The sequence below is a fragment of the Shewanella sp. DC2-4 genome, assembly GCF_013248875.1.
In the GTDB taxonomy this organism is placed as follows: Bacteria; Pseudomonadota; Gammaproteobacteria; order Enterobacterales; family Shewanellaceae; genus Shewanella; species Shewanella oncorhynchi.
In genome coordinates, this window is the sequence record NZ_JABRVR010000002.1 from 2,285,091 (window position 1) to 2,299,010 (window position 13,920).

12 protein-coding genes are annotated in these 13,920 nt (G+C 47.6%); 8 read left to right on the forward strand and 4 right to left on the reverse strand.

Going from position 1 to position 13,920, the window contains the following annotated elements; translation table 11 throughout:
* The first annotated feature begins 5 nt into the window (after positions 1 to 5).
* The 8 genes from HQQ92_RS10785 (at position 6) to hypA (ending at position 8,789) form a co-directional block, all read left to right on the forward strand.
* Positions 6 to 563, forward strand: coding sequence for a HyaD/HybD family hydrogenase maturation endopeptidase (locus HQQ92_RS10785; protein WP_028760179.1), 558 nt, complete (start codon positions 6 to 8; stop codon positions 561 to 563).
* A gap of 3 nt (positions 564 to 566) precedes the next feature.
* The gene (locus HQQ92_RS10790; RefSeq protein WP_173245244.1) at positions 567 to 2,483 is read left to right on the forward strand and encodes a NiFe hydrogenase; all 1,917 of its coding nucleotides are present in this window, start codon (positions 567 to 569) and stop codon (positions 2,481 to 2,483) included.
* A gap of 94 nt (positions 2,484 to 2,577) precedes the next feature.
* Positions 2,578 to 4,995, forward strand: a complete 2,418-nt coding sequence (gene hypF, locus HQQ92_RS10795) for a carbamoyltransferase HypF (RefSeq protein WP_173245247.1) — start codon at positions 2,578 to 2,580, stop codon at positions 4,993 to 4,995.
* A gap of 187 nt (positions 4,996 to 5,182) precedes the next feature.
* Entirely contained in the window at positions 5,183 to 5,980 is a 798-nt protein-coding gene (gene hypB, locus HQQ92_RS10800) for a hydrogenase nickel incorporation protein HypB (protein WP_173245250.1), read from the forward strand.
* Positions 5,980 to 6,225, forward strand: coding sequence for a HypC/HybG/HupF family hydrogenase formation chaperone (locus tag HQQ92_RS10805; protein WP_028760183.1), 246 nt, complete (start codon positions 5,980 to 5,982; stop codon positions 6,223 to 6,225). The genes hypB and HQQ92_RS10805 overlap by 1 nt, the downstream gene beginning before the upstream one ends.
* Positions 6,226 to 6,287: 62 nt before the next feature.
* Positions 6,288 to 7,427: a hydrogenase formation protein HypD gene (gene hypD / locus HQQ92_RS10810; protein WP_173245252.1), complete on the forward strand. Its 1,140-nt coding sequence runs from the start codon at positions 6,288 to 6,290 to the stop codon at positions 7,425 to 7,427.
* Positions 7,420 to 8,436: a hydrogenase expression/formation protein HypE gene (gene hypE / locus HQQ92_RS10815; protein WP_028760185.1), complete on the forward strand. Its 1,017-nt coding sequence runs from the start codon at positions 7,420 to 7,422 to the stop codon at positions 8,434 to 8,436. The genes hypD and hypE overlap by 8 nt, the downstream gene beginning before the upstream one ends.
* A complete protein-coding gene (gene hypA, locus HQQ92_RS10820; protein ID WP_173245255.1) occupies positions 8,436 to 8,789 on the forward strand; it encodes a hydrogenase/urease nickel incorporation protein HypA in 354 nt (117 codons plus the stop codon). Before hypE ends, hypA begins: the two co-directional genes overlap by 1 nt.
* Before the next feature lie 153 nt (positions 8,790 to 8,942).
* On the opposite strand, the gene lpxM is transcribed toward hypA, so the two are convergent.
* The 4 genes from lpxM to pheS form a co-directional block, all read right to left on the reverse strand.
* Positions 8,943 to 9,881 (reverse strand): lauroyl-Kdo(2)-lipid IV(A) myristoyltransferase, encoded by a 939-nt coding sequence (gene lpxM, locus HQQ92_RS10825; RefSeq protein WP_105253109.1) that lies wholly within the window; start codon positions 9,879 to 9,881, stop codon positions 8,943 to 8,945.
* Between the two features lie 104 nt (positions 9,882 to 9,985).
* Positions 9,986 to 10,282 carry an integration host factor subunit alpha gene (ihfA, locus tag HQQ92_RS10830; RefSeq protein WP_006081370.1) on the reverse strand — a complete coding sequence of 99 codons (297 nt, stop codon included), beginning with the start codon at positions 10,280 to 10,282 and terminating at the stop codon, positions 9,986 to 9,988.
* 3 nt (positions 10,283 to 10,285) lie between these two features.
* Positions 10,286 to 12,673 (reverse strand): phenylalanine--tRNA ligase subunit beta, encoded by a 2,388-nt coding sequence (pheT, locus tag HQQ92_RS10835; RefSeq protein WP_173245258.1) that lies wholly within the window; start codon positions 12,671 to 12,673, stop codon positions 10,286 to 10,288.
* A 15-nt stretch (positions 12,674 to 12,688) separates the two neighbouring features.
* Positions 12,689 to 13,672 carry a phenylalanine--tRNA ligase subunit alpha gene (gene pheS, locus HQQ92_RS10840; RefSeq protein WP_173245261.1) on the reverse strand — a complete coding sequence of 328 codons (984 nt, stop codon included), beginning with the start codon at positions 13,670 to 13,672 and terminating at the stop codon, positions 12,689 to 12,691.
* Between the last annotated feature and the right edge of the window lie 248 nt (positions 13,673 to 13,920).

A 13,920-nucleotide genomic window follows, 5' to 3' on the forward strand; every position in this document is an offset into this window, starting at 1 on the left:
GTCCAATGAAGATATTGCTACTCGGTATTGGCAATGTCCTGTACGCCGATGAAGGCATCGGCGTACATTTTGTCAATTATATAGCTGATAATTATCAGTTTACCCATGAGTCCCACCAGCTAAAGCTGCTCGATGGCGGCACCTTGGCTCAGGGACTTATCCCTATTATTTGCCAATACGATTATTTAATCGTGGTTGATACTGTTAACGCCAATGGCGTAGAAGCGGGCGAAGTCTATTTCTTCGATTTTGATAAAGCGCCGAAGGAAATCGACTGGCAAGGCAGCGCCCATGAAGTCGAAATGCTGCAAACCCTCAATATGATGGAAATGGTTGGCGACAGGCCTAAAACCTTTGTGCTGGGCGTCACCCCAACCGTGCTCGAACCTATGGTGCTAGGCTTGACCCCTAAAGTCGCCGCCGCGGTACCTTTAATGGAATCAAGCTTGTTATCCCACTTAGCCTCCCTTGGGTTCACTGCGACGCGTGTTGCCGAGCATAGTATCGACTCGCTGATCCCTGACTCTTATAAACGTGGCGTTACTACTGGTGAAAGTATATAGAAGATGAAAAACATCAGATTTGATTTTACCTGCTCACGTCAGGTGCCTTTGTACGCGCATTTATGTAATCAATATCTAAATTATGATGAACTAAATATCAGCATAGGCTGTGATGGTCAACATAGCTCAGGTCAATATAGTGCTGGCCAACATGACTTTGGCCCCCAAAGCTATTTTATTGAAGCTCAGGGCGAGCAAAACCAACTAGAACAATTGGCCGATGCCATTGCCGCGGACTTTTTGATTTCCGCTTGGTTGATTGACTCTAGTATTAAAGTCATCGACGAGCCCCAGGGCAGTAAAACCTTACTGCCCTTTCCACAGTCTGGCTCAAGCCCTGCCATAGTGCCTTTTTGCCAGCATTGTTATCCGTTGATTGGCGATAATCAGTCGGCTAAGTTTGGCACACTCGATTTAATTTGTCCTTGCTGCAAGGGCGAAACACAATTAACGTCCGCACAAAAAGCGTTAACCTTGTCAGATATTAAAGCCATGGCACAGAGACTGCTGACACAAGGTCCACTGACATTAGCGGCCGCCGATAATCTGCAAATCAGCCTGACACCGTTTGAGCAGCCCTTAAGCGAGCGGCCACAACTGTTAATTTGTAATCCCAATACGCTGAATGCCCATTTTTGTCTGAACGATGCGCAGGTACTCGCGCTTTCGAGTATTGAAAAGCCACTTATCTGCGCGAGACCAACGCAAGAACACGACAAACTCAGTGCACCACTGTACGACATTTGCTTTGCCTACAGCCGAGTGATCTTAGTGCTCGGGGAAGTATTACGACAAAAAGGGGTCGATTGGGTTTACATTAAAGGGCCGCATAATAGGCCAAAGCTAGCTTGGGTCGATGGTGCTTGGGCACAAATCGCCAGTCACGATTTAAGCTCAACACAGGTTCAAACCAAGCACTTTATCGCTCCAGAACCCTTAAGGGAAAAAGTCAGTTTTCACGGCTATCAAGCCCAATGGCAAGCGGCGAAACGTTCACGTTCGCACCAAGGCGAACTGAGTGTGGCAATATTAACTCAAGTACCGTCAAGTGAAGACAGTGATATTCATTGCACTAGTATGCTAAGCGATAATAATCAAAATACAGTCAACACAGAAAATCACACCCTTGCAGACGCAGCGCTATTCAGTGCGCTGCTCAACGGTAAGTTTACCAGTCATAAACAGGCAAAAAATGCCGCGGTCATTTACTTAAGCCATACCCACGCCAGTCAAATTGTCACCTGCGATAATAAGGGCGACACCGAACTCTTCTTTGCCCTGCCCGAGCTGCCCGATAACGGTTACGAAATCTTCCATCAACTGGACAGCAGTCCGCAAAAAGCCGTAGCGCAAAAATTTAAGAGCCTGTTCCCCGAAGATTACCTAAAACTTTTAAGCCTAAAGCTTCACGGCAGACGCGACAACTTACAAAGCCTGTGGGCGATTGCTGCCATATTAATTGGCCTTAATACACAAGAAGAGACTCAAAGCCAAGCAAGGCTCAGCGATGCACTCATGGCCGCCGCCATGCGCTACCACGGTGCCAATGCACCGCGTATCGATTATCCGCTGACCAAAGGTGAAGCCCACCGCAGCCTAAATTGGTGTAAAACCTTAGGCACTGTCTTAAGTTTTCGTATTGCGGGGAATGACGATCCGAGTCAGCTTGCCTTTGCGATGCAAGACTCGCTGGCGGATTATTTATCTAACTGGATCGAGCATATCGACTTAAATATCGGCGTGCACAATATAGCCTTAGCGGGCAATGAATTAATCAATGAAACCCTGTGCAAACGCATCAGCTTACGCTTAGGAAAGAACTTCCCCTTAGTGGTCAATCGCAGCCTAGATTTAGACGGCGATAACTTAGCCGTTGGGGCACTTTACGTTAAGCAGCGACAACTAAATGCCCATGATTAGGAGGCCAAAAGTTAAGTCACAACGTATGAAGCCACATAGGCACAATAGTCGCCACAAAAAGCACAGTGACCTGCAGATAAAACGAAGGCTCGCGTTGGAATACCTTGTCCACAAGGGAGCCACGTTAAAGCGTTGTCAATTGCACGTCACTGGCATAGTACAAGGGGTGGGATTTCGCCCCTTTGTCTATCGTTATGCCCTTGAGTTTCAACTGACGGGCACTGTGCTCAACAATGCCAAGGGCGTGACCATTGAGCTGCAAGGTAATGATGAAAACCTCACTCGCTTTGTCACTGTACTCAATACCACTCCACCGCCACTCGCCCGTATCGACAATATCAGCCAAATACCACTGCCGATTTTATTAAGCGAAAGCACGTTTGAGATTATAAAAAGCGACAGCCATGAGGACGATGACCCAAGTTCACCGATAGGTGCACTGGTGGCGGTATCGGCAGATAAAAGTACCTGCCAAGATTGCTTGAACGATATACATAATCCTGATGACCGCCACTTTGGCTATGCCTTTACCAACTGCACTAACTGTGGCCCTCGATACACGATTATCAATGCTTTACCCTATGATAGACACAACACCGCCATGGCCGATTTTGACATGTGTCCCGAGTGCGCCAAAGAATATCAAAACCCACTCGACCGCCGCTACCATGCCCAGCCCGTGAGTTGCCCCGCCTGTGGCCCCAGACTCAGTTTAAAAACACCGCAAGGGGAATACATCCTTCCCAATGCCTCAAATGTCAGCGCACCTGAATTGAGTACGGACCTTGCGGTACTGACAGCAGCGGCTGACAGATTACGCCAAGGGCAGATTCTGGCAATTAAAGGATTGGGTGGATTTCACTTAATCTGTGATGCCCGAAGTGACAATGCCGTCAACGCACTCCGGCTACGAAAACAGCGCCAAGTCAAGCCGCTAGCGGTGATGATGGCGGATATCACCATGGCGCAGCACTATGTCACAGGGACGGATGCCGAGTGGCGAGTGCTGAGTTCGCAGGAAAGGCCCATAGTGCTGATGAGCAGCCGAGCCGAACATGATCTCAGCTTAGCTGTCGCCCCCAATCTGAATAAACACGGGGTATTTTTACCCTACACACCGCTACATCATTTGCTATTAGGTCTCTTCAAAGGGCCATTAATTGCAACCAGCGCCAATGTTTCCGGTGAACCTATCATCACTGATTGTGATGAGCTTATTAGTCACTTAAGCCATGTGGTGGATGCGATAGTCGATCATAATCGGCCGATTATTAATGGCTGTGATGACAGTGTGGTGCAAGTGATCCAGCCGCAACTGGATTCCTCCGCAGAGGTGCAAGTATTGCGCCTCGCCCGCGGCTATGCACCGTTAAGTTTCCCCTTAGAGATACCGCTGACCCAATCGATTTTGGCCGTGGGCGCACAACAAAAAAATGCCATCGCCTTAGGTTTTGGCAATAATGTGTTTTTAAGTCCCCATATTGGCGACCTGTTCAGTGTCAGCGCCGAGCAGTATTTTGAGCGCACCTTAGCCACTTTTGCTCGGTTGTATCACTTTACGCCAAATCTTATTATTTGCGATAAACACCCAGATTATACCCCTTCGCGCTGGGCTGAAATGCACTCAAACTCGAGTGTAAAACTCAGCGATACCCGTCAAAATCAATGTTTATCGGTGCAACACCACCATGCTCATGTGCTCAGCGTAATGGCAGTTAATCAATATCGAGATCCCGTATTGGGCTTTAGTTTTGACGGTACTGGGCTTGGCGACGATGGCAGTTTATGGGGCGGTGAAGTGCTATTAACTACGCTCGATAAAGCGCAGCGACTGGCGCACTTTGAGCCTATAGCCCTGCTAGGCGGCGAGCAAGCCATTAAGCAACCCGTGAGGTTGTTACTGGCATTATTGTTCGAGCAAATGAGCCTCGATGCTGTGCTCGCATTACAATTACCTATATTAAACAACATGCGCCCAAACACTCTGACTAACTTACATAAGATCTGGCAGAACGGCAGCGCGATAAAAACCTCCTCTGTCGGGCGACTGTTCGATGCCCTCGCCTGCACCTTAGGCTTAATCGAAACAACACTGTTTGAAGGCCAAGCGGGCATGGCAATAGAAGCCGCGGCCAATCGCGCCGATGCATTAGCCCTTGAAGTCATTTCGCTTAACTTACCTCTTGACATCGACCAGTGGCGAAGCAGTGAGATGTTCAAGCAAATTGTTGAATTGATTACAGCACAACCGCTAACAGACAATAGATGCTATGCCATCGCCCGCGCCTTTTTACACACATTAGGTGATGCTATTTGTGATTATGCTGCCCAGTATCAACACCTCCCAACCGTGCTCTGCGGTGGCGTATTTCAAAATAAATACCTCTTAGAATACTGCCTGAGCAAGCTCAGCGCCCAAGGAAATAAAGTGTTATCCAGTAAACAGATACCCATCAATGATGGCGGCATCGCCCTAGGCCAACTTTGGTATGGCATTCATCAGAGTCAATAACCTTACTTATTTGATAACCCCTGATGTTCGCTCGCCATTTTTATCCCCATAAACCTGACGAACATCAAAGATCCGTAGCGCAATTTGTATCACACTCAACATTAGCGTAACCAAATTAACGATTCGTACATCAATCATTATTTGTCAGGCAAAGTCCTCGTACTCTGCCGATACAAGGAGAGGTAAAATGTGTAAAGACTGCGGCTGCTCCCTTACCCGCCACGACCATGATCATCTAGGCGCGCATGCCCATAGCCATGAGCATAATCATGACCATTCACATACTCATGAGCATAGCCATCAAGAGTTACACACAAATCCTCAGTTAAACGATAAAAAAACCTTGTCAGTCATCCACAAAATTTTAGATAAAAATGATGTCGAAGCTGGACATAACCGCGCCCACTTTGAGGCACATAACATTACTGCCTTCAACATCATGAGTAGCCCGGGCAGTGGCAAAACCACCCTATTAGAAAATCTCAAAGAATACACGCAGCTCAACTATGCGGTGATCGAGGGCGACTTAGAAACCTCACGCGATGCCGACCGCTTAATCGCTAAAGGCATTAAGGCCTATCAAATTCAAACGGGCAGCGCCTGTCACCTCGACGCCTTTATGGTGCACGGTGCCCTACATCATCTGCCGCTTGAAGGACTCGATATTTGCTTTGTCGAAAACGTCGGTAATCTCGTCTGCCCAGCCAGTTATGATGTGGGCACTCACAAAAATATCGTGCTGCTATCAGTGCCAGAAGGCGATGATAAGATTGAGAAATATCCTGTGATGTTCCGCCGCGCCGATGTAGTTTTTATCACAAAGTGCGATCTACTGCCCTATTTTGATTTCAAGATGGACGAAGCCAGAGCGCAGCTTAAAAAACTCAATCCAGCAACTCAAATTATTGAAGTCTCAATTAAAGATGGCGACTCCATACAGGCTGTAGCCGCTTGGCTTAAAGACAATATTCGAGGTGCACAATAATGTGCTTGTCCATACCTTCCCAAGTGGTGGCGGTCGATATTGAGCGCCAGAGCGTCACCGTCGACACCTTAGGCGTGCGCCGCGATGTCAGCAGTCATTTAATGAATGAGCCACTGGAAATTGGCGACTATGTACTTATCCATATTGGTTTTGTGATGAACAAAATTGATAAGGAAGATGCGCAGCAAAGCATTGATCTATACAAAGAAATCGTCACTAAGCTTGAAAATGAAGCCATACACTGACCATCAGCAGTGCAGGATTAAGTCGCAAGGCGCACCCCTATCGAGTGCACCGAGGAAAAAGCATGCTTGAACTAAAACACCTCTATCAAGGCTTTCGCGATCCCCAAACGATTGCCAATTTAGCACGGGATATTCAGTTAACCGCTAAATTGGTTAAGCAACAAATCAATATCATGGAAGTCTGTGGTGGCCATACTCATACGATTATGAAATACGGCTTGCTAGATTTACTGCCAGATAATATTGAATTTATCCATGGTCCTGGCTGCCCAGTGTGCATTATGCCTAAAGAGCGCATCGACCAAGCCGCGGCGCTTGCCTCCCAAGAAAATGTTATTCTTGTGACTCTGGGCGATATGATCCGCGTGCCCGGTTCTCAAGGCTCTTTAGCCAGTTTTAGGGCCAAGGGCTGCGATATTCGCCCAATTTACGATCCCTTAGATACGCTCAAAATTGCCCGCGACAATCCCGATAAAACCGTAGTGTTCTTCGCCATTGGCTTTGAAACCTCAACCCCAATGACAGCAATTTTGTTACAACTGGCCGAACAAGAAAAACTCGAAAATCTACTGTTTCATATCAATCATGTATTAGTGCCACCCGCAATTGATGCCGTGATGCACGACCCAAAAGCGAGGGTCAACGCCTTTATCGGCCCAGCCCATGTAAGCGTGATCAGTGGCGCAAAAATCTATCGCAGCACAGTCGAAAACTATGGCACGCCCTTAGTGGTGGCGGGATTTGAGCCCGTCGATGTGATGGAGTCGATTTTACGGATTGTGCGCCAAAAAGCCGCAGGTAAAGCGGAGCTCGATATCCAATACAGCCGCGCAGTATCGGAGCACGGCAACCTCACGGCGCAGGCCAAAGTGAATCAATTTTTTAATGTCAGACCGCAATTTCGCTGGCGTGGCCTAGGCCCAATCCCCAATTCAGCGCTGCAGCTCAAACCCGAATATGCCCACAGGGACGCCGAACTGCGCTTTAAAGACCGCCTACCCGTGAAGGAAATTGACGATCATAAAGCCTGCCAGTGCGGCGATATACTTCGTGGGCTTGCTAAACCAAAGGACTGTAAAGTTTTTGGCCGCGGCTGCAATCCCGAAACGCCCTTAGGCAGTTGCATGGTCAGCTCCGAAGGTGCCTGCAATGCCTATTACCGCTATCAAGGTATCGATATCAAGGAGCCACATCATGGCTGATACGCTTAAAGATAAATCCATTCAACTCAGCCACGGCGGTGGCGGCAAAGAAATGAATAAACTGATCCGTGATCTGTTTTTTGCAGAGTTTGATAACCCAATCCTTCGCAGCGAAGAAGACGCTGCCAAACTCGATTTGCACGGTGCCAACGCCTTTACCACAGACTCTTTCACTGTATCCCCTTTATTTTTTGCCGGTGGTGATATCGGCAAGCTTGCCATCGCAGGCACAGTCAACGATCTCGCTATGATGGGCGCAGAACCTCAGTATTTGAGTTGTAGTGTGATCATCGAAGAAGGCTTTTCTATCAAGGATTTAACTACGATTGTCCGCAGTATGGCGAAAGAATTAAAACACAGTGGTGCACGGATAGTCTGCGGCGACACTAAAGTCGTACCCAAGGGGTGCGCCGATGGTTTATTTATTAATACCTCAGGCATTGGTCGTATCTTGCGTCCCAATATTTCCGCGGCGAATGTCACCGTGGGCGATGCCATTATAGTTTCCCGTGATATTGGTTGCCACGGTGCAGCGATTTTAATGGCGCGTGAAGGACTAACGCTCGAATCAGCATTACAAAGTGACTGCGCGACGCTCTGGCCCATAGTCGAGCAATTAATCGCCGCCAATATTCCCATTCATGCGATGCGCGATGCGACTCGCGGTGGCTTATCGGCAGTGCTGAACGAATGGGCTGTCGCCTCCAATGTCGGCATCACAGTGAATGAAGCCAGTATTCCCGTTAGCGATGAAGTCAAAGGTCTGTGCGAACTCTATGGTTTCGAAGCCATGGATCTTGCCAACGAAGGCACTTTCATCCTCGCCGTTCCCAACGACATCGCCTTAGGTGCGCTCGAGATCATGCAACGCTTTGGGCGCTGTGAGCATGCAGCGATAATCGGCACTGTGAGTGAGGATTTAGTGGGGAAAGTCGTACTAAGAACGCCTTGGAATACTAAGCGTTATCTCGATCTTCCCCAAGGTGAACTGCTGCCAAGGATTTGCTGATGCACGAATATTCGATTGTGAGTGCCCTGATTGAGCAATGCGAACAGCACGCGCAGGCCAATCATGCCGATAAAATCACCCGAGTGGATATCAAACTAGGCGTCATGAGCGGGGTTGAACCTAGCCTGCTACAAACAGCCTTCGATACGTTTAAGCTCGATGGCATTTGCAAAGAAGCCCTACTCAATATCCAAATTCAGCCGCTAGTGATACTTTGCCAAGACTGCCAGACTGAATCCGTACTGAGTGAGCGCACGGTCGTCTGCCCTGCATGTCAAAGCTTTCATACTCGCGTACTCGATGGCGAAGATATGTTACTGATGCAACTTGAGATGGAACAAGATGAAGATTAAATCCTTCATTTGTAATCTGCATTGTTAACAGCACAGTCGATAAAGATCTCAATCAATAAAGAGTCCTATCAGCAAGAATATTCCTCAAAAAAATGGCTTTGAGCAATCAGCGCTCAAAGCCATTTTAAACCACACTATTTCAGTCACGCTACATCAGCTGTAGATAGAAGCTTCACCCTCTGGGCGCGTCTTGAGCAACCGCAGGAACCACATATACTGCTCTGGATAAGCTAAGATAACTTGCTCGACCACTTTGTTCAGTGCCAACGCTTCGTTTTCTTTGCCGACCATGTCTTCGGGCGCAACGGCCGTCATCACAGTGAGATCAAATTGGCGTGAGGTTTGATTGTAGCCAATCTTTACTGGCAACACTTGGGCATTCCCCGCCTGCGCTAAACGCCCAACAACAGGTAGCGTTGCCTTTACTGTACCTAAAAAAGGCGCAAACACGCTTTGTTCAGGACCTAAGTCTTCATCGGGAAGATAAAAGAAACTGTTACCGCGCTTAAGCTCAGCCAATAACGCCCGAATGCCCGCCTCGCGCATATACACATGGCCACCACAACTGCTGCGTACACGATTACTAAACCAATTGAATAACCCGTTTTTATGGGCTTTGGCCATAGTCACCATAGGCAACTCAAGGTTAAGGCGTAAACCAGCATAATCGATTGGCCACACATGGGGCATGATAAAAATGATCGGTTGCCCAGCAGCCTGCGCTTTAGTCACATGCTCAAAGCCGATTAAATTGACTCGACGACGTAAATGCGCTTTTGAGCGCACCAGCAATTCGCCCTGTGCTAACAACACCAAAACGAAGTTTTGCACGTTCTCACGGATTAACACTTCAATCTCGGCGGTGGATTGCTCAGGAAAGCACGCCCTTAAGTTGGCTCTGGCAACGCTAATGGGCTTTTTGGCAATTGGCATCACTATTTTTGCCAATAATCTTGCAATAGGATCACGCAGCCATGCGGGCATGAGTCCGAAAATCACTAATAGACCAATCACTAACCAAGTGGCCCAGTATCTAGGGTGTAATAAGGCGAGTTTAAAGCGACGGTCGAAATGTTTGGGCTGTCTTGACAAAGAATTCACCTCAGACAGTGGATAAAAACAATGGAGATATTGCATGAAAAAATAAACAGGAAAGCCACTCTCTAAGGAGTGGCTTTCCCATCAAACAAACGAAATTACTTACCCGTGTTTGCTGCTTCTACACGAGTTTTCAGCTTTTGGCCGGGACGGAAAGTCACGACACGACGAGCAGAAATTGGGATATCTTCGCCTGTTTTTGGGTTCCTTCCCGGTCTTTGATTCTTGTCCCTAAGGTCAAAGTTGCCAAAGCCAGATAACTTGACCTGCTCACCACTTTCAAGTGCGCCCCGAATCTCTTCAAAGAACGACTCAACCATCTCTTTGGCGACACGTTTGTTCATTCCGAGTGTTTCAAAAAGATGTTCTGCCATTTCGGCTTTGGTAAGTGCCATACTTTAATCCCTCAACGATGCGTTGAACTCGGACTTAAGGGCAGAAACGACTGAACCAACGGTCTCAGCAATCTCTTTTTCCTCAAGCGTACGAGTAGTGTCTTGTAATGTAAGTGCTATCGCCAGGCTCTTCTTGCCAGGTTCAACACCTTTACCTAAGTATACATCGAACAAGTTTATGCCAACCAACTGATTTTCGCCAACTTTTCTTATCAATTTCATTACATCACCTGCAGATACACTCTCATCTACTACGACTGCGATGTCACGACGATTAGCTGGAAACTTAGATACAGCTTGGGCTAGCGGCAAACTGGTATGCAATAAAGCATCCAATTCCAACTCAAAAACGATGGTTTTACCATTGAGTCCAAAAGGCTTCTCCAAACTAGGATGGATTGCACCTATATGACCGATCACTCGATCATTTCTCAATATTTCAGCACATTGCCCCGGATGGAGAGCAGAATGCGTCGCTCCTCTAAAGCTAAATTCTGATGCGGAAACTGTCAAGCCGATAATTGCTTCTAAATCACCTTTAAGGTCGAAAAAATCAACAGTTTTCGATTCCATAGCCCAATGTTCATCATTTTGGAGCCCAGTAATGACACAAGCGAGCATTGCTTGCTGTCTTACACCGGATTCTGCATTGATATCAGGAACAAAGCGCAGGCCAGTTTCAAAAAGTCTCACGCGACTCTGTTGACGACTTTGGTTGTAGCCAACGGCGGCCAATAAACCGGTGAACATTGACAGGCGCATGGCCGACATTTCACTGGAAATTGGGTTTGGTAACACCATAGCGTCTAAACCAGGGTGAACCAGATTTTGCAGTTTTGGATCGACAAAGCTGTAGGTTACCGCTTCTTGGAAACCACGAGCGACCAATAAGGCACGCACGCGTTTTAGGCTTAAGTCAGATTCTTTATGATCTGACATACGCAGTGCGGCAACAGGCGCCGTATTCGGGATATTGTTATAACCGTAAATACGGGCCACTTCTTCGATCAAATCTTCTTCAATCGCCATATCAAAACGATAAGTCGCGGTAGTGACCTGCCAACTATCTTGGCCAACAACCACACTAAAACCTAAACGTTGTAGGATTTCAACGACATCGCTATCAGGTACATGGTGACCTAAAATTCGATCTAACTTGCTGCGACGTAAAACGATTTGTGCAGATTTGGGTAAATCAGCCTCTGATTTAGCCTCAACTACAGGGCCAGCTTCACCGCCACAGATATCCAGCACTAACCGGGTCGCACGGTCGATAACCTTGTGTTGCATCTCAGGGTCAACACCACGCTCAAAGCGGTGTGATGAATCTGTATGCAAACCTAAACGACGTGACTTACCCATAATGGCAAGCGGCGCGAAGAACGCACATTCAAGCAGTATGTCTTGGGTCGTGTCGCTCACGCCTGAATATTCGCCGCCAAACACACCAGCAAGGGCTAATGGACGCGCATCATCGGCGATCACTAAGGTATCGCATGGAATCGTGACTTCGCTGCCATCAAGCAGAGTGATTTTCTCTTCGCCAGTGCCTAAACGCACTTGGATATCGCCTGTTAATTTGGCCAGATCGAAAGCGTGCATAGGTTGACCGAATTCAATCAACACAAAGTTAGTGATGTCTACGATAGGATCGATAGAGCGAATACCGCTACGGCGCAGTTTTTCCTGCATCCATAATGGCGTAGGCGCTTTCACATTGACGTTTTTAACCACACGGCCTAAGTAACGTGGACACGCTGCAGGCGCGTTAACGTTAATCGTGACCTTTGCATCTGTCGTTGCCGTGACGGCTTGCCACTGTGGCTCAACCACTGTTTGGCGGTTTAACACGCCCACTTCACGGGCAAGACCTACCATGCCTAAGCAATCGGCACGGTTAGCCGTTAAATCCACATCGATAACGGCATCGTTAAGTTGCAGATAATCACGGATATCAGTGCCAAGCGGCGCGTCCAATGGCAATTCGATGATGCCATCGCTTTCGACGTTGATGCCAAGCTCGCTGTATGAACACAACATACCTTCTGATGACATGCCACGCAGCTTGGCTTTCTTGATTTTGAAATCGCCAGGTAATACGGCGCCAACCATAGCCACGGCCACTTTAAGACCTTGACGACAGTTTGGTGCTCCGCAGACGATATCGATAAGTTCGCTACCACCAACGTTGATTTTGGTCACGCGCAGTTTATCGGCATCGGGATGCTGACCACACTCCACCACTTCACCAATCACGACACCGCTAAAATCGGCTGCTACGGCTTCAACGTCATCGACTTCGAGACCGGCCATAGTGATCTGGTGGGATAATGCTTCACGGCTGACTGAAGGGTTGACCCATTCACGAAGCCAAGATTCGCTAAATTTCATGCTATTACAGCTCCGTTATTTAAATTGCTTCAGGAAACGTAGGTCGTTTTCGAAAAACGCACGTAAATCGTTTACGCCGTAACGCAACATAGTTAAGCGCTCGACACCCATACCAAAAGCAAAACCAGAGTATTTTTCTGGATCTATGCCAACGCTGCGCAGTACATTCGGATGTACCATACCGCAGCCAAGCACTTCTAGCCATTTACCATTTTTGCCCATCACGTCCACTTCCGCTGAAGGCTCAGTGAATGGGAAGTAAGATGGACGGAAACGCACTTGCAGATCTTCTTCGAAGAAATTACGCAGGAAGTCATGCAAAATGCCTTTCAATTCAGCAAAGTTAACATGCTCATCAACCAACAACCCTTCCACTTGGTGGAACATAGGTGTGTGAGTTTGGTCGTAGTCGTTACGATACACACGGCCCGGAGAAATAATCCGTAATGGTGGCTTTTCAGTTTCCATAGTACGGATTTGCACGCCCGAAGTTTGGGTACGCAGCATCAGTTTAGGATTGAAATAAAAGGTATCATGATCAGCACGCGCTGGGTGGTGCTCAGAGATATTCAGTGCATCGAAATTGTGGAAATCATCTTCAATTTCAGGCCCCTGCTTTACCGAGAACCCTAATTCCCCGAAAAAGGTTTCGATACGCTCAATGGTTCGAGTCACAGGATGTAAGCCACCGATCTCTTGGGTGCGGCCTGGCAAAGTCACATCAATCTTTTCAGCGATTAATTTGGCTTCCAATTCCGAACTTTTCAGACCATCGATGCGCTCAGTTAATTTTTGTTGAATCGCCTGTTTAGCATCATTGACCGCTTGGCCAAAGGCTGGCTTTTCTTCAGGGCTTAAGCTACCCATCATTTTCATCATGTCGGTGATCTTACCTTTCTTACCAAGGTAATCGACACGGATATCATCCAGTGCTTTTAGATCACTGGCCTCGTCAATAATGACTAAGGCTTGTTCTACGATCTCAGTTAACTGCTGCATTTTCTCTTCCACTGCATAGTCGCGCTTGATAAACAAGTGCTATGGGCGCCAAACTTTCAGGCTATTTGGGTGCTCAGGTTATCGGGCGTTAATGCCAGACGCTTTGCTAGCTATAACGAAATAAAAGGATAGAAATTTTACGCGAGCGAGCGGCATATTACTAGGGCTTATTGGGGGTTTTTATCATGCAAATTCATGTGTTACCCCAGTTCAGAGCCTGAGTTTTGCTCAAGGGGAAACCCAAACCT